Annotated in this window: 9 protein-coding genes and 2 pseudogenes; 3 read left to right on the top strand and 8 right to left on the bottom strand. The window is 67.0% G+C overall.

All coding sequences use genetic code 11. From position 1 onward, the window contains the following. Nucleotides 1-401 precede the first annotated feature (401 nt). The 5 genes and pseudogenes from ACH4J0_RS41405 to ACH4J0_RS41385 all read right to left on the bottom strand — a co-directional run. A pseudogene (locus ACH4J0_RS41405) lies at nucleotides 402-665 on the bottom strand (transposase); the annotation flags it as partial. A gap of 57 nt (nucleotides 666-722) precedes the next feature. Then, nucleotides 723-1,004: a hypothetical protein gene (locus tag ACH4J0_RS41400; RefSeq protein ID WP_396246369.1), complete on the bottom strand. Its 282-nt coding sequence runs from the start codon at nucleotides 1,002-1,004 to the stop codon at nucleotides 723-725. A gap of 106 nt (nucleotides 1,005-1,110) precedes the next feature. Then, nucleotides 1,111-1,242 (bottom strand): annotated as a pseudogene (locus ACH4J0_RS41395) (IS5/IS1182 family transposase); the annotation flags it as partial. Between the two features lie 319 nt (nucleotides 1,243-1,561). Continuing rightward, entirely contained in the window at nucleotides 1,562-2,119 is a 558-nt protein-coding gene (locus ACH4J0_RS41390) for a hypothetical protein (protein WP_396246368.1), read from the bottom strand. Further along, nucleotides 2,116-9,360 (bottom strand): polymorphic toxin-type HINT domain-containing protein, encoded by a 7,245-nt coding sequence (locus ACH4J0_RS41385; RefSeq protein WP_396246367.1) that lies wholly within the window; start codon nucleotides 9,358-9,360, stop codon nucleotides 2,116-2,118. Before ACH4J0_RS41385 ends, ACH4J0_RS41390 begins: the two co-directional genes overlap by 4 nt. 385 nt (nucleotides 9,361-9,745) lie before the next feature. On the opposite strand from ACH4J0_RS41385, the gene ACH4J0_RS41380 reads away from it, so the two are divergent. Next, nucleotides 9,746-13,405 carry a ricin-type beta-trefoil lectin domain protein gene (locus ACH4J0_RS41380; RefSeq protein WP_396246366.1) on the top strand — a complete coding sequence of 1,220 codons (3,660 nt, stop codon included), beginning with the start codon at nucleotides 9,746-9,748 and terminating at the stop codon, nucleotides 13,403-13,405. A 213-nt stretch (nucleotides 13,406-13,618) separates the two neighbouring features. On the opposite strand, the gene ACH4J0_RS41375 is transcribed toward ACH4J0_RS41380, so the two are convergent. The 3 genes from ACH4J0_RS41375 to ACH4J0_RS41365 all read right to left on the bottom strand — a co-directional run bounded on the left by ACH4J0_RS41375 (nucleotide 13,619) and on the right by ACH4J0_RS41365 (nucleotide 15,744). Beyond that, nucleotides 13,619-14,467 (bottom strand): DUF4328 domain-containing protein, encoded by an 849-nt coding sequence (locus tag ACH4J0_RS41375; RefSeq protein ID WP_396246365.1) that lies wholly within the window; start codon nucleotides 14,465-14,467, stop codon nucleotides 13,619-13,621. 213 nt (nucleotides 14,468-14,680) lie between these two features. After that, nucleotides 14,681-15,208, bottom strand: a complete 528-nt coding sequence (locus ACH4J0_RS41370) for a transposase (RefSeq protein ID WP_396246364.1) — start codon at nucleotides 15,206-15,208, stop codon at nucleotides 14,681-14,683. After that, complete coding sequence (locus tag ACH4J0_RS41365; RefSeq protein WP_396246363.1) at nucleotides 15,205-15,744, bottom strand: winged helix-turn-helix domain-containing protein; 540 nt, start codon at nucleotides 15,742-15,744, stop codon at nucleotides 15,205-15,207. Before ACH4J0_RS41365 ends, ACH4J0_RS41370 begins: the two co-directional genes overlap by 4 nt. Before the next feature lie 372 nt (nucleotides 15,745-16,116). Here ACH4J0_RS41365 and ACH4J0_RS41360 point away from each other — a divergent pair, with 372 nt between their 5' ends. After that, a complete protein-coding gene (locus ACH4J0_RS41360) occupies nucleotides 16,117-16,335 on the top strand; it encodes a hypothetical protein (RefSeq protein ID WP_396246362.1) in 219 nt (72 codons plus the stop codon). A 261-nt stretch (nucleotides 16,336-16,596) separates the two neighbouring features. Further along, a complete protein-coding gene (locus ACH4J0_RS41355) occupies nucleotides 16,597-17,181 on the top strand; it encodes an SMI1/KNR4 family protein (protein ID WP_396246361.1) in 585 nt (194 codons plus the stop codon). Nucleotides 17,182-17,270: the final 89 nt, after the last annotated feature.

The raw sequence follows: 17,270 nt of genomic DNA, 5'->3' as shown, positions 1-17,270 counted from the left end.
CGCGACGATCACCGTGATGAACTGCGCGAGCATCCCAACGACTCGTCACACCAGGGCCGGTGACCTGCACCAATCACGATGGAACTTCCTCATTCCGCATCGACCCGCACTATCGCGACGCTCACGTCCACCGAAAGCACCGCAACGTCCGCGATCGACGGGAACAACAGCTCCTTCAACCGGAGCGCGATCTCTTCCACGGCCCCGAACTGTCGTCCCGACCGCCTTGACCACCGCTCATTTTCGGGCGACTTCACCTCCTGCCTGAGAAGCTCAGCCGTCACTCAGCGTGGCCGCGTCACAGAAGTTGAGCCAGAGCCCGGTCTCGTGAACATCCGGTTCAGGTGCCGCCTCCCGAACTGCTGTCGAAACGCTGCTCTTCGACGTGAACAGAGCCAGACGCCGTTGTCGACGAGGTAGCGGATCGCGTCGAGCAGCTGGCGGTGGCAGTAGCCCTCCGGCCGCCCGCCCCGGCCGCCCGTCCACGCCGGCACCGGCAGCAGGTCCCGCACCGCCGCCCACTCGGCATCGGTCATGTCGCTGTCGTAGCGTCGAACACGCTCGCCATGGTCGCCTGCGTTGCCGTACCGGTGCGCGAAGCAGTCACACCCTGGGGGTACCGAGTTGCCGCCGACCGCGGCGACGGCGTACAAAAGCGGCAACAGGGCCTCCTTGCGGCTTTTCGGTCTCGACAACCTCCAAGCTGCACAGGGGCCCTGTCTTCATGCGGCGACAACGCCGAAATCACCCGAATCGGGAACACGCGAACACTCGTGCCAATCCCAAGCCTCGTGTGGGGTTTGCGGATCGCTTCTGATCGAGTGCGGAACTAGGCCTTTTGGGAGTTTTAGCGCGTCGCGGTATGCCTCGAACCGGTCGTTGATGGAGCCGGGCTGGAGGCGTCCACCCCGCTCGGTGATCCACAGGGCCGGATGGTCAGGGAACCCGAACCGCGGCCGGACGTTCTCGACGTAGTCCGCGACCGCCTCGACAGCCCAGTCCATCACCGACAGCACATTCCGGCGCCGGGGTTTCTGGCCCTTCTTGGCCTTGCCGTAGCGGACGTTGAGGGTGCCGTACCGGCCGAACTGCGGAGCCTGCGGGTTGCGTCCGAAGTCGACGACGTCGAGCTTGGACGTCTCCCAGCTTGCCGGGCCTGCGGCGACGCGGCCCGCGACTGGAGCGGATCGGCGGGATGGCCTCGGCCAGCGGGATCAGGGCCTGGCTGTCGTGGACATTGGCGCGGCGCGGCCTTGCTGAGGATCAAGCCCTGGGTGCGGAACGGCATAATCCGGACAGATCGTCTAAACGGCGCCGTCCTGGGCGTAGACGCGGCCTGCCCGTTCGGCACGCGGTCCGGCTGTACGGCTCATGACGATCTCCTCCCGATTGACGGCTGTCAGGTGGTGGGCGGCTGGAAAGAGACAGTGCCCAAGACTGACCTCAGCGAAAGGCCCTCCGAGACAAGTCTCGGAGGGCCTTCACACTCCATGGTCAAGCTGCCAGATCAAGCATCGGCAGGGTTTTCAAGCGCCACGCACGCGAGCTAGCGACGGTAATCTCACGACCAACTCGCCATGGCGGCTACTCGACAGAAATACCTGGCGCGCTCCTGATACTCCTCTCGATAACGCGCGAGGCAGTCGAGATAGGCACGCCTGACGTCAGAGCCGGAAGAAATCATAGAAATGTCACGAGCTTGGCTTTCCATCTCTCGCTTACAGAAGTCCCCTGAGTTCGAATCGCGAGATGACACGATATCGTCCAGATTGCCCCATGCCTGAGTAGCCATGAACATAAGCCGCCGCGCTCGATCCGCGGGCTGATCCTCTGTGAAGTCGATCGACATTAGAGCCAGATCAACAGAAAGGCTCCGATAATAGCTCGGACTTTCAACGTTGTCACGGTAGGGAAACATCGCCGAGTAGCGTTTCATTGAGGCGACCTGTGGCGCGATGTCGGCGCACTCACCCCACGCGCGTACGAGGGTCCCAAGGTCCCTGGCGCACGGGAAATTGCCAAGCGCTGCCACGGCCAAAAGTCGCGCCGAGCAGAGCAGGCCGAACGCGCCGGCTTGGTCGGGCGTATCCAGCGCCTGGTAATTCGGAAGAGTGTTCACCAGCCCTCCCCAGGTTGCACCACGAGGCGCCAGTTCGTGTAGTCAATTCTCGACGAAGGCCGGGACCCGATGGCACTGTGAACCATACTAAAGGGCGGGGCTGCGGCTCGCCCGTAGCAGGCCTTGCACATATTCGTCGAGGATCCCATTTCCAGTAGCTCGTATCCGCGTTCTTTCATCGCCGACATCAGCGTATCCTCAGCATGCCCCACACCATGAATGTAACGCTCTCCCGGGCGCCCGGGCGACGTTCCACCAAAACGCGGATCCCATTCCTTGGGGAGTCCGGACTGCTCGGTCGCCACCCAGGTTTCAGGGCTAGCACTCCAATCTCCGATCTTCCTGACGCTGGCGACAGCCACTGTTGACTTCGGGTCGGCCCGAAGCCCGTAGAGTTCAACAGCGCGGTCGAACGTCTCGCCGCAATTATGAACCAGGACCGGTGTCTCACCCGCCAGCACATAGTACGTGTGGAGCTGATCGATCGTAAGGTTGTAGGCGCTAGTCGGATCGGTGCGGTAGTTGCGGACCGACGTGACGGTGACGGTGTCGCCTGCGGATGTCAGGAGCTGGTCGCCGACCTGGAGGTCTGCCGCGTTGGTCCACCGCTTGGTGGTGATGTCCCAGTACGGGTGATGCTGTGTTGAGGTGAGAGTGGTCGTGCTGCCAGTTTCCGCCCGCGAGTTCGCGTCGCCTGAGGTGGTCAGTTGGAGGTCGGTGAAGTCCTTGTCGTCGGGGGTGATGATGGTCTGCGTGACATGTTCCGCACTGGTCTTGCCGGTCTGGGGGTCGGTTGCGGTGACCTGGTCGCCGACGGTCAGCTGATCGATCGGCTTGGCGGTTCCGTCAACAAGGAGAACCTTGGTTCCGGCAGGGAAGCTATTGCACGGCATCCAGCGAGGCGCGGCCCCCTCCGGGTTAGTGGCGTAGGCGTCACCTATCGCGGCGAGGAGGAAGCCCCCTGAGTCGAAGTGAGCACTGTCGGTGTCGGCACCATTGCGCTGGGCAAATTCCAAGTAGTGGTCCAGCATGTCGGGGCCACGCGTGCCGCGCATCCACCTAATTGGCTTCGCCGCCAGGTTAACTAGTCCTACAACTGATGCACCGACGCCCCAGAGAAAGTCCGAACTAGTGCCGTCACCTCGGTTGGCCTTTGAATTGCATCGCATATTGCTGCAATACACCGCGTACTGCTCACGAGCCGTCTTGTGATATCTCGAGTACGTGTATGCGGAGTATGCTTCGACTTCTTCGGTTTTCTTGTTCTCTTCTACGATCTGGTCGTAGTCGCGTCCCTTGTCAGTTGGCGTAATGCCGCCGGTGCATGCGTACATGCCGTTGCTGCACTCTTCGAAGTGCTGGCCTGAGGGGTCGGAGAGGTTGACGGGGTTGTTGTTGCTGTAGGCGTAGGCGTTCCACTGTTGTGGGGACGCGAGGTCGATGATGGGGTCGGGGTTGAGGAAGCGGCCGGTGGTGGGTTGGTATTCGCGGGCGCCGAGGTTCGTGAGGCCGGTGGCGTCGTCCTTGGTTCCGCCGATGAAGCCGTGGTCGCCGGCCCAGGTGGTGGGCTGGGTTCCGCGGGGGTTGCCGAAGGGGTCGGCCGGGCGCCGGCTTTCGGTGAGTGTGGTGCCGTCGAGGGCGAGTGTGGCGGTGCCGTGGTGGTCGGCGATCTGGTAGGTGGAGTTGCCGCCCTGGCGGATCAGGGTGATGCCGCCGGGGATTTGGTAGGAACGGATGCCGGTAACCGTGGCGGGGTTTTGTGTCGTGTCGTAGACGAGTTCGTCGCCGCCGAGGTTGATGGTGGTTTTGCCGGGGTCGCGGCGGATGAGCTGGTTGCCGCCTGCGTCGTAGAGGTAGGTGGTCGGTCCGGCTGTACCGGTCTTGGTGTAGGAGTCGAGCCTGTTCTCGCCGTTCCAGACGAGGGTGGCGGTGCCGGAGGTGTCGGTGACGGCGGTGGTGTTGCCCGCGGCGTCGTACTGGGCGCTGCTGCCGGTGGTGCCGGTCGGCGCCGTGGTGGTGGCGCTGGTCAGCGCGTGCGGGCCGCCGGTGCCGCCGCCGGTGTTAAGTGCGGTGGTGCGGGTGTTGACCGTTCCGGGGGCCGGGAAGGTCTGGTTGGTGGTGGTGTCCTTGGTGGTGTCACCGGCGGGGTCGTGCTGGATGAGCTGGGTGCGGTTGCCGGTGAGGTCGTAGCCGTAGCTCTGCCAGTACGCGGCGGGCCCACCGACCGTCGTCCGAAGGGGTGCCTGGACGCCGCTGGTCGGGGTGGAGTTGGCGCAGGCGCCGATTCCGCCGACCGTGGGCTGGGCGGCTTGGGTGAGTGTTCCGGTGTCGGTCCAGGCGTTCGTCAGGCGGCCGAGGTAGTCGTAGCCGAAGCACTGGAGATCGGTGGACGACGGGGTGTTGTCCGGGATGTTGCGGATCGCTGTGAGCTGTCCGGCGGGGTTGTAGGTGTAGGTGAGCTGCTGGACGGCGCCGGTTGCTGCGGTCTGCTTGTCGACGAGTTGCTGCAGGGGGCGGCCGGTGGATTCGTCGTAGGTGTTGGTGACGACAATCTGGGTGCCCCAGGGGTTCACCGTGGAGCGGATGCTGTGGCCGTAGGCGTCCCAGTCCGAGGACAGGTCGTAGGTGACGGTGCCGCCGAAAGTACTCAGCGGTCCGTTGGAGTCGTAGGTGTAGTTGACTGTCTCGCCGGCGATGTCGCCGACGGCCGAGCGGGCGTCCTTGGTCAGCGTGCCCGTGGCGGGGTCATAGAGCGCCTGGTAGGTGTAGGTGAAGGGGGTGGTGCCCTGGCCGATTTCGGTGCCGGGGATCGTGGTGGTGGTCTTGGTGGGGTGGTACGCGGTGTCGTACGCCAGCACGGAGCTGGTGTAGGCGATGCCGGAGGCCCCGTTGACGAAGCGGGTCGAGGTGGCGGGCTTGCCCTTGACGACCGTGTCGTAGGTGAAGCCGGTCAGCTGGTTGGCCGGCGCGACCGTACCGGAGTAGGTGCCCGTCACGCGGCCGAGCAGGTCGTAGGTGTAGGCAATCGTTTGGCCGCGCGCGTCGGTGCCGGTGGCCAGATGGCCGTCGGTGTCGTAGGTCTTGGTGGCGGTGCCGGTGTCCGGGTCTGAGGTTGTGGTCTCCCGGCCGCGCAGGTCGTAGCCGTGGGTCCAGGTGTTGCCCGCGGTGTCCTTCTGTGTGGCGAGGTGGCCGTCCGGGTTGTAGGTGTAGGTGGTGATGTCCGCGTCGGCCTGGTTGCCGGTCGCGGTGGGGGTCTTGTACTGCCAGAGCTGGGTCTTGTGGCCGCGTGCGTCGGTGACGGTTGAGGTCGGGGTGGCGCCTGCGGGCGGGGTGATGTCGGTCCGGTCGGCGCCGGGATAGGCGGTGGTGGTCGTGGTCTGGGTGACGCCGTAGGCGACGAACTGCGTGGTCACCGGGCGGCCGAGGCCGTCGTAGACGTTGTAGGTCTGCGCCGGGACCTTGTTGGTGACGGTGTCGAACGGCGTGGTGCTGGGCGCGGCCGCGTCGTTGTACCAGGGGCTGTTCGCCCTGGTGACTCGGCCCTGCGAGTCGTACACCGTGTCGGTGATCAGCCGCCCCTTGTAGGCGGAGAGCGCGGGGGTGGACTGGGACTGTACGGGCCGTCCCTCGCCGTCCATGATGTCGATCTGGACCGTGTAGTAGTCCTTCGACGTCAGGTTGGAGGTGGTCACGGTCGGAGGCACGGCAGCGCCGTTGACCACGCCGGGGAGCGTGTAGGCGAATTTCTTGTTGGCGCTGGCCGTGGTGGGCTGGCCTGGCAGCCATACGCTGGTCGCGCGGCCGAGTTGGTCGTAGGCCGAGGTGGTCGTGCGGCCGTTGGGGTCGGTCACCGTCAGCGGCAGGGCGCGTGCGGTGTCGTACGTGGTGGTGGTGGTCCGGCCGGTGGCCGCGTCACTTGCGCTGGCGGGAGCCGGGGTGGTGACGGTGACGCTGTTGGGCAGTTCCCCCGCGCCGGTCGCCGTGTAGGCGGTGGTGACTGTCGCACCGCCGGGGTGCGCGCTGTCGGTGGCGTTGGGATCGGTCGCGCTCGTGGCGCGTCCGTAGCCGTCGTACGTCGCGTTGGCCGCGGTGAACTGTGGTGTGCCGCTGGAGTCGAAGTGGTCGAGCGTCAGTGTGCTGGTCGCATCGTGTGCCCCGCCGAGTTGTCCGAAGGCCTTGCCGTCGTAGAGGGTCCGGGTCCAGGAGATGGTGTTGGACGCCGTGGCCGCCGCGGTGCAGGCGTTGGCGCCGGAGACCACCACCGACTCAGAGGAGATCTCCTGGACTTGCGAGTCCGTTCCGGTGGCGTAGTTGGTGCGGGTGCAGATGTCAGGCAGGCCGTCGGCGGTGTCGAGTGAGGTGCTGACGCGGTTGCCGTGCGAGGGGTCGGTCGTTGTGGTGGTTGCGGTGGCCTGCCAGGTCCCGTCGGCCTTGGACGACTTCGTCGTGCTCACGGTCGTGGTGGTCGCGTACCGCGCGAGGAGTGCGGGCAGGTTGTTGCCCTGGTTGTGGGTGGCGGTGGTAACAGGGCCGCCGCTGAAGTCCTTCACCGTGTAGCTGGTGACGGTTCCGGCAGGGTCGGCGCTGGTGTAGGTGTCGCTTTCGCGGGTCTGGCCGGAGAGCCAGTCGGAGTCGGTGGCTCCTGCGCCCATCGGGCCGGCGACCTGGACGCTGCGGGCGGTGCCGTTCGCGAGGAGGTCGCCGTCCATGCCCTGGTAGAAGGTGGTCGACTTCTTCGACTTCGGCCCGTCGTTGCCGCTGCCGGCTATCGCGGTTACGGAGGCGTAGCCGCGGAACTGGTCCCAGGTGCGGTTATTGTCCTGGGTCGCCGGGGAGTCGTTGCGGTGCCAGGCGGCCTTTCCGTAGGTGTAATCGGTCTCCATCGGGATGGAGTGAGGAGTGCCGGGGTTTACGGTCACGCTCGCGACCGGGTACTTCAGGAACCAGTCGTCCACCGGCGTGGCGCCGGCGATGGAGCCGGGAGGGTTCCACTTGACGTTGTAGCAGGAGAGCGTGTCACTGTCGGCGGAGGCCGGCATGACGTTGTTGACCCGTGAGCAGGCGGCGGGGGCGTAGTTGACGCCGATGGTGCTGCCGGTCTCGGTGGTGATCAGCTGGATGCGGGGCCGGTTGTAGGCCGGGGGTGCGGGGACAAGGTTGGTGCCGTCCACGCGGTTGGGCAGCAGCTGCGAGGTGAAGGACACGGGCGGCAGGGTGATGGAGCCGCCGGTGGCCTGGGGGTCCTGGCCGGTGCGCTGGATGGATGCGAGCCAGGGGACCTGGGTGTTCTCGGTGGCGTTCTGCACGTTGATGAACGTGTGGTTGAGCGCGTAGGAGTCCACGGTCTGGTAGTTGCCGTTGACCTTCACCTGGGTGGTGATGGACGTCAGCCACTTGGTGGTCCAGTACGTCGGCCCGTAGACCGTGCACGGGCTGGTCGCGTCGCACTGCTGGTCCAGCGGGACATCCGGCCAGTTCGCCGCGTTGGCAGCGGTGCGCTGGGAGGGGTCGCAGGCCGTGGTGGAGGTGACGCACCGCTCGGAGGTGTTGAAGATGATCTTCGCGGCGGGCTTGTAGGCGCCGTTGTTGTTCAGCTGGTCCGAGAGGAGCTGCCCGTAGCCGATGGTGGCCGGTACACCGGCGCGGGTGTAGGCGGCGGGAGTGCCGTTGCCGTTGTTCTGCGCGCCGCCGCGCGAGTAGTAGTTCGTCTCCGGGGCGTAGGTGTAGGTGGTCAGGTTGCCGTGCGGGTCCACGACGAAGTCGAGGTTCCAGCGCCAGGCGCTCTGGCACCACGATCCCTGGCCCTTGGACGGGTCGTAGCACGGGTCGCCGCTGTTGGGGGAGTAGACCGGGACGGTCCACGCCGAGCCGCTCTCCGCACCGAGCGTGGTCGGGTTGCCGTTCGCGTCCGGCACATGGTTCAGGCCGAAGTAGGACACCGTGCCACCGGTGTCGGTGACCTTGATGTAGGAGCCGTTCCACGTGCCGTTCGTGGCACCGGTCAGGAACTGCACCTTCGTGCCGTCGTCGTCCTTCAGCCGCCACGTGCAGGCCGACTGCTCCATCGCCGCCGACGCGCCCGACTGGCAGGAGGCATCGTCGGGCACCAACTGCCCCGAGTGACCTCCCAGCGACATGGTCAGGTTCGCACCGCCCCAGCACTGGTCACCGGAGTTCGTGATGCCGTCCAGCGAACACGGCTTGAAGGAACGCTCGACGAAACCGGCACCGAGGTCCCAGCCGTCACCGATCCAGGACGCCTGCGCGTTCGTCGACGAGGTCCGCCCGTCCACCGACGCCGAGTCGTACGACAGCGACACCTTCGGCGCCGAACCGGCCAGCGCCGGCGGCACCTGCACCGGGTACCCGTACGTGAACGCTCCGGAAGAACCGCCCGCGGCCCAGCCCTGCGAGACCCCGAGCGGAGTCGCCGAGTAGGTACCGGCCCCACTCGACGCACCCGACACCACACCCACCGTGGTCGAGGTGGTGGTGGAGCCCACGTACACAGCGCGAGCCGCGCCGGAGACATCGGTGGCACTCTTCGTAGCAGGAGCGGTGGTCTTGGCGGCGCCCGTGCCGTTCAACGGGACGTCGGCGACGAGCTTCTTCGCCGACGGGTCATAGTGCGACTCCAGCGGCGTCTGCTTGCGGCAGTCCGTATTCTGCGGCGTCGTCGTCGCACAACCGGGCAGAACCACCAGGTGGGCACGCGCGGCCCAGTTCGCCCCGAACGCGGCGTCCAAACTGGAAGCGTCGACACCCAGGCGCACCGGTGCGTCATCACCCGAGCCCGGGCGGGTGAGGGTCACCGCCACACCGGGGATCCCGGCGGTCGCCGAGGCCTTGGCGTCGGCCATCTCGACCTGGATCGTCTGCCCCGCGGCCGACGAGCCGGCCAACGGCGCGATGGTGACCGGCAGCCCTGAGGCCTTGGCCTCAGAACCGGCCTTCGGCTTCTCACCCTCACCCAGCGGGTGCGCTTCGGGTGCGGAGCCGAGCGTCACCGACGCGTGGCCTCCCGTCACCGCCTTGGCGTCCTTGGGCGGGGTCCAGGTCGGCGGCACCGGGTGCTGCGGCTTCGAAACCGGCACCAGTGCCGCGTTCTGCCCTGCGACCGAGGGCGTCTTCGGCAGGGCGGTGTTCGGCGGCGACCACTTGCGCGAGTAGTCCGGCCCGTCCGCGGCAGCCGCGAACGGCAGGGGCGCGAGCAGAGACCCGAGGACAGCGGCCGTCGTCACGGCCGCAAGGCGCGCGCGCAGTCTCCCCCTCCTCACCTTTTCTTTCCCGAGGCCTGATCGTTGTATAACTGACACTCTCTTATATTCCCCAAGCGTTGGTCCCCCCGGAATACGGGAGGCACGTCCTGCATCCGAACCGGCGAATGTTAGCGGCACTCGCTGACGAATGGTCAAGACATGTCCGATGGTGAGGATTCTCACGGAGGGGCACAAAGTGGTCATTTAGGATCAAGCATGGACTTCGCCACCGAACTTGAACTGGCCGATGTCAGTGCGTCCCCCTACGGTGCCTCTGACCTGTGCCTATGCAGGCCTTCCGTGTTCTTTGGGGGAGTTTCCCGTTTTGAATAGAAAGCGCCGCTACAACGGCAGGCCGCTCAGGGCATTGACCGCGGCAGCCGTTCTCGCGCTCACCACCGGCCTCTCAGGCCTCAGCGCCCAAGCCGCCGACGCACCGAACGTGCCGTCGCAGGCCGCGATCGACGCCGCCACCGCACAGAAGATGCAGGAACGTCCACCGGCCAACGCGGTCGAACAGGCCATCGCCCAGGCCAAGTCCACGCAAAAGAACGTCCCGGTCGACTCGCTCACGACCGAGTACAGCGAGACCGTCGCCACCCCCGAAGGCCACCTCGCACTGACCAGCCACCTGGAGCAGCAGCGCGTGCGCCGCAATGGCGTCTGGCAGGGGCTGGACGCCACCCTCGTGGCCAACCCGGACGGCACGTTCTCGCCCAAGTCCGCGGCAGGGCAGGTGGTGCTGTCCAAGGGCGGGAACGGCCCACTGGCGACCATGACCAGTTCGGACGGGAAGAAGCTCGCGCTGTCCGCCCCGTTCGCGCTGCCGTCGCCGACCGTCAGCGGTGACAGCCTGGTCTACCCGTCTGTCGCGCCCGACATCGACCTGAAGGTCACCGCCACCAAGCTCGGCGGCCTGACCACCGTCCTGGTCGTCAAGACGCAGGCAGCAGCCGCCAACGCGGTGCTGAAGAACCTGCACTTCGGGACCACTCTCGACGGCGTCAGCGTCAAGAGCGACGAACGCGGCAACGTCACCCTCGTCGGCGCCGACGGCAAGCCCCGCTGGGTCTCCCGCACCCCGCAGATGTGGGACAGCACCACCGCTCCCCCCACGAACACGCCCACACCCGCGGCCAACACGCCCGCGACCGTGACGAAGACCGCCCTGACCTTCAGAGCAGCCGCGGCAGACACGCCCGCACCCGCGCCAACGGCCACGGGACAGGACCCTGCGGCCAGTTCAGACACCGGTCCCGGGACGGCCTCCAAGGTCTCCGCCATGCCGGTCATGGCCACCGACAGCGGCATCGACCTCACCCCTGACCAGGACCTCCTGGCCCACGGCACCGCCCCGTACTACATCGACCCCGATTACCTTCCCTGGACCCAGTGGGGCAACTCCTGGACCTGGGTCCAGTCGAGCCACGACGGCTCCAACAACTGGATGCGCCAGGGCAGCGGCGACGCCGACCACCCGGGCGTCGGCAAGTGCGGCACCTACCCCAACGGCGGCAGCTGCTCACCCGCCGACATCGAGCGCAGCTTCTACCAGTTCGACATCAGCGCGCTGGGCGGTGCGGTCATCCACTCCGCGACGATGACCATGCAGGAGTACGTCTCCGCCGACTGGTCCTGCACCAACAACTACCCGCTCAACCTGTACGTCACCGGGCCGATCGGCAACGGTATCCACTGGTCCAACCAGCCCTCCCAGAATGGTGGTTCTCTCGGTACGGCCTGGGTCGGCGGTTCGGGCCAGGACCCGTGCCACGACAACGTGCCGTTCAGTTTCGACATCACCGGCGCGATGAGGCAGTACGTCAACTACGGGCAGCTGACCTTCGGCCTCTACGGTGACGAGAGCAACCAGTACGCCTTCAAGCGGTTCACCTACCAGCCCGCGCTGTCCGTCCAGTACGACCGCGTACCCGACGTCCCCAAGCACCCCGCGGTGTGGCCCGCCCCCACCACGGCCAGCCCGGCGGCGACCAACCAGTCCTGCGGCGACGGCAACGCCAACGACTGGGCCTGGCTCGGCGCCGGCTCCACCCAGAGCAACAACGTCTGGCTCAACGCCGACGTCAGCAGCCCCACCCAGTCCCAGGTCCAGACCTGGGACCACATCTGGGACTACAACCTCTCCGGCGTCCCCGATGTCGCCAAGGGCACCACGGCCTTCGTCGCCAACGGCGGCACCACCAGCTTCCAGGTCCCGGCCAACGTCCTCCAGGACGGCCACTCCTACGGCTACGGCATCATGGCCACCGACGGCCTGGCCGACACTCCCTGGTCAGCCTCCACCCCGACCTGCTACTTCAAGGTCGACCTCACCCCGCCGACCGTCACCTTCCCCACCTCGGTCACCGACACCAGCAAGCAGTTCCCGCCCAGCGGCAACGGCCAGACCCCCCAGCTCTACGCCGGCCAGAGCGGAGGCATCCCCTTCACCGCCACCGACCCCAACCCCAACGGTGGCTACACCTCCGGAGTGGTCTGCCTGCGCTGGAGCTTCGACCCCCAGCTCGTCGACGCCACCTGGCAGTGCGGCAGCTCCATGCCCACCGGCCAAATCCAGGTGACCGCCGGACGCTGGGGCACCAACGTCCTCTACGTCCAGGCCGAGGACAACGCCGGCAACCTCTCCCCCGTCGCGCAGTACTCCTTCTACGCACCGTGGAACCCCAACAGCCCCGCCCCGACGTTCGGCGACGTCACCGGTGACGCGCTGCCCGACATCGTCACCGCCGACCCGAGCGGCGATTTGCGCGCCTACAGCATCCCCGCCACCCAGGCGAAGGCCCCGCTCGCCGCACCGAAGGCCAAGTCCCCCGGCGGGGACTCCTGGGCCAACTACCGCATCACCCACCGCGGCAGCCTGCGCGGCGGAAACAACGTCGACGACCTCATCGTCCACAAGGACGGCGACAAGACCCTCTACTTCTATAAGAACCCTGGCAACACCGGCGTCTCCGGTGTTTTCGACGCCAACAGCCCCTTGACCAAGCCCGCGTGCGATCCGAAACTGACCGATTGCACCGGCTACAACGCGACCGACTGGTCCACCACGCTGCAGATCGCCGCCAGCGGCGACCCCAGCACCACCAACCTCGACACCAGCAAGAAGTTCCTCAACCGCACCGGCCTGTTCACCGTCGAGACCAGCCCGGACGGCACCGGAGCACTCTGGTTCTACCCCACCTACCAGGACGTCACCTTCGGCTCACCCACCAAGCTCGCCACCAGCGGCTGGAAGGGCTGGGACCTCATCTCCCCCGGCGACTGGGCCGGCCAAGGCCACCCCGGCCTGTGGGCACGCAACCAGGCCACCGGTGACCTGCGCGGCTACACGTTCACCACCGGCACCGTCACCGTCACCGACGACTTCGGCAACAGCACCAGCTACCCCACCTTTACCGGCATCGCCACCGACACCAAGATCGGCTACGGCGTCACCACCGACAACTGGCCCATCATCGGCTCCGACGGCGACCTCACCGGCATCGGCTCACCCACCCTCTGGAGCATGACCCAGGGCGGCATCATCAAGACCTTCACCGGCCACTCCACCACCACCGACCCCTACTACACCTGGACCAACGGATGGACCAGCGTTCTCAGCACCTACGCCGAGAACAGCCCCATCACCTACACCGCCCAAACCGGCAAGTGCATCGACGCCAACGGCGCCAGCACCGCAAACGGCACCGCCGTCCAGCTGTATGACTGCAACCCCGGCAACGCACAGTGGACCTTCAAGCCCGACGGAACCCTGCGCTACCTCGGCGGCTGTCTCGACGCCACTGGAGGCGGCACCGCCAACGGCACCCCGCTGGAAATCTGGACCTGCGGCAACGCCTGGCCAAACCAGATCTACCTGCCGCGGCCCGACGGCACCATCTACAACCCCGCCTCCGGCCGCTGCATCGACGTCCCCGGCGGCACCGCAACCAACGGCGCCCGACTCGAGCTCTGGGACTGCAACGGCACCCCCGCCCAGAAGTGGACCGCTCGCGTACGAAGCTGAATCCCAGAATGAGGCGATGAGCTGACCAAAAGTGCCCCTGACCGGTTTCCGGTCAGGGGCACTTCAGCACTCGTCAACTGTCGGATAGTTGGCTGAACCCCGCTACATCACACGCAGTAGCGCTCGTGGCGCACAGAGATCGCATTCAACAGAAAACTACACCAGCTGGCGCCGCCCGACCGAGGAATCGTTCCCCGGCCAGGCCATGCACCGTCAGGCCGAAGCCTGTCCCTCCGACGCGGCGTCACGCGGAACCTCAGCAGGCGCGGGCGAGGCGGCAGCAGCCGAAGCCGACACCAGGGCCCGGACCCGGGCCTCCTGGGCGGCCCTGGCCGCGAGCGGGTTGATGCCGGCCCGGCGTGCCTGCTGCATGGCGGTCAGCCGGTTGACCACGACGATTGCCGCGATCGCCGCCACGACCCGCAGTGCTGACCCTGCGGCCTCTACCTGGATGGTGTTGCGCAGGCTCTCGAGGTCACCGGGGACCAGCGGGTTCACGTGACGCACCATGGTGCCTGCGATCCGGCCGACGATCAGCGAGCCGATCCAGGTGCACCACCACAGGGCGAGGACCTTCTCCGACAGTTTGCGTCGCCTTCCCTCCGCGTCCAGCGGTGCGCTCGCCCTCCAGCAGTCCACCATCAGCTGCCAGGGGAACCAGAGCTGGACGATTGGGGTGAACCAGGCCCCGATGGTCCAGCCGCGTCCCAGGCGGTGCCCGTTCGGCACCAGCAGGTCGGCGTTCTGGCGGATGCGGTAGAACCAGACGATGAACACCCCGGCGGTGGCCAGCGCCAACGGGATGAACATCCCGTTCACCGCGTTCGCCACGGACTTCACGGCGTCGAAGTCGTCGAGGCCGACCTCGCCCGGCCCCTCCACCAGCCGGCCCAGGAGCACATCCGACCAGAGATCGATCGCGACGACCACCGCCGCCATCGCGGCATTCAACGCAAGCAGGGCGTAGACCGCCACGGCAAGGCCGTTCGCCGGGCGCAGCGCCGCCGCCCATCCGGGAGCCGCCTCCGCGCAGCCGAAGCAGCGGCCGCTGTCCGTCCCCACGGGGCGTGTCCCGCACGCCACACACACCATCAGATCGTCAACTCCTGGAATCGCCGCGTGCTTGACCACGCACGCCGGTACGCCACCGCCCCGACCGGGTGGGCGCGCCGACTCTAGGGGATCCAAGGCGTCGCCTGCCAGCAAGAATTCGCAGCTCAGCGGCGGTATCGCCAGATACTGAACTTGAATTCGTGATGTCGGTGTCGGCTGGGGTCAGTCGTTCATGTTCAGGCCGGCCTGGGTGAGGCAGCCGTCGATCAGGTGCGGGCGGTACTGGATCTTCTTGAGGCGGGTCCGGACGGCTTTGGCCAGGTGGTCGAGGTTGGCGACCGCGAGGTTGCCGATGCCGCGTTTGACCAGGGCCCAGATGCCCTCCTGCGGGTTGAGATCGGGCGCGTAGGAGGGCAGCTGGAAGACGGTCAGCCAGTCCTCGTTCGCGGCGATGAACTCCTTCATTGGCGGCATCAGGTGCGTGGACAGGTTGTCCCAGACGAGCACGATCGGGCCGCCGAGCTGGATGCGGGCGCGCAGGATCAGGTCGCGGTAGTCCTGCCAGGTGAACGCCTTGGGCTCGCCCTTGCGGCCGCGGTGGACACGGAAGCCGTAGATCATGCGGGATCGCTGGCCTGCCTTGTAGCAGGCCATCCCGGCTATCGAGACCCGTCCGGAACCCCGGCCGCGGACGCGGACCACCGGCGTGCACCCGATGCGGCCCCAGGTCCTGGTGCGCGGCGGTCTCATGGTCTGCCCGGCTTCGTCCTCGAAGACCAGCCAGGCTCCCCGAGCCGCCGCGGCGCTTTTACCCGGGGCCAGACCTCCTTCTTCCACAACTCGACCGCCTGGTCGTCCCGTTCGATGGCCCGGCGGGTCGGCTGCTGCCAGGACCAGCCGTGGCGCTTGAGCAGTGCCCAGGTCCCCTCGACGGTGTAGCCGACGTGGAACAGCCGGCCGATCAGCGTCTTCACCCGGGCGAGCGTCCAGCGCTGGTCCTCCCAGCCATGGACGAGTGGACCACGATCCAACTCGCGCTCCAGTCTGGCGATTTGCTCCTCGCTGAGCCTCGGTCGCCCAGGTGATCCCTTCGACAGGACTCCGGCTTCACCCCGCTCACGCCACTGCCGGCGCCATCGCTCCACCGACCGCTCGCTCACCCGCAACGCGGTGGCGATCTCCCGGTTCTTCTCCCCGCCCTCGAAGCGTTCCACGGCCCGCAGCCGGATCCGCTCCCGCGTGGCCCTCTCAGCGTCGGTCAACCCGCCGCCCTGCGCGTATCTCACAGCTCAGGGCTACCGGACCCACACAGCAGCTGTCAGGCAAACGGCTCCGACATCACGCTTTCAGGTTCAGTAACCGACAGATCACCCCGACGTCCGGGCCCAGGAGCCGGGTCCAGCTCGGCACGCCTGTCCGGCGCAAGCCCCGTCCGATCTGCTTATGTGCTTGACGAGTCGCCCTTGGGCAGGAGGCGTGAGCATTGGAGAGAACCCGCCTACGTATTGGTCAGCAGGAAGGACTGCGCCCACGCCACCGACCATTCACGCGAGGCTGTCGGCACCGCCCAGGTGGCGCAGCGCGCGGCCGCTGGGCTTGGTTCGCCGCGCAGCTCGCAGGCAAGGCTTCTCCCCTTCGCGAGGAACTCGAACGGCGACGTGGCCTTCTGGCTCTTCCACACCCGGGACCCGGACAGCTGGGACGTCGTCGTCTTCAAGCGCCAGCCCCTCTACGGGGAGGAACGTTGGATCCGCTTCGCGGCGGGCTTCGGCCACTTCCTGGCCGGCACCCTCGACGGCACACTGCCGAACCCCTTCAGCGACAGCGGCTACGCCAGACCCCCGCACACCTACCGCAACTGGCACCGGCCACTGTGACCAGGACGTCCACTCGCGGTGCGCTCCCAGATGGCCCTTGGCGGCCGCAGGATGGCGCCGAGCAGGACGGGGCCCGGCGCAGCGGGCGAAGGCCGGCGGCCAGGACGGCGGCGAGTCAGCACGGCACCGAGCAGCGCGGGCCAAGGACCGGACGGCGGCGCGGACGGCGGCACCAAGCACAGCAGGACGGGGCCAGGTGGACGTCGATGGTGGGAGGTCCCGCGCCAAGCGTTGTCCGTCTGCTGCGCTTTACTCGGCATCGTGGACACAGCGGCAACGTGGAGCGAGAAGCTGGCAGCCATCACCGGCTGGGAGGCCGCGACGAAGAGGGTGATCGACTGGCCCTCGGTCGAGGCGCGGCTCGGCATCACCCTGCCGACCGACTACAAGCAGCTGGCGCAGTGGTTCGGCTCGGGAGAGTTCGACGGGTTCCTGCAGCTCTCCACCCCTGACACGCCGAGCCCGCACCACGATCTGATCAAGGACGCCGAGTGGCTGGGCGCACGAGCCGCTACTGACGCCTGGATCGGCGACCTCTTCAGTCCGCATCCCGTGTTCCCCGCCGCCGGCGGCCTGCTTCGGTGGGCGGACTCGGTCCAGGCCGACCAGTTCTTCTGGCTGACCGATTCCGCCGATCCCGACCGCTGGCCGATTCTCGCCCAGCCGCATGATGACGTCGCCGCCGGCTGGGAGCGATTCGACGGTTCCACCAGCGAGTTCATCTACCGGGTCCTCACGGACCCCCAGCAGCCTTTCTCCATCGCCTGCTTCTTCGACACCCACACCTTCGAGTCGTACGAGCAGATCAGAGAGCCGGACCACGAGTGGGACGCCGATCCACATTGAGGAAGTTTCATCGTGATTGGTGCAGGTCACCGGCCCTGGTGTGACGAGTCGTTGGGTTGCTCGCGCAGTTCATCATGGTGATCGTCGCG

Source organism: Kitasatospora sp. NPDC017646 (assembly GCF_044329365.1).
Taxonomy (GTDB): Bacteria; Actinomycetota; Actinomycetes; order Streptomycetales; family Streptomycetaceae; genus Kitasatospora.
This window is presented reverse-complemented; position numbering and strand designations above follow the sequence as displayed.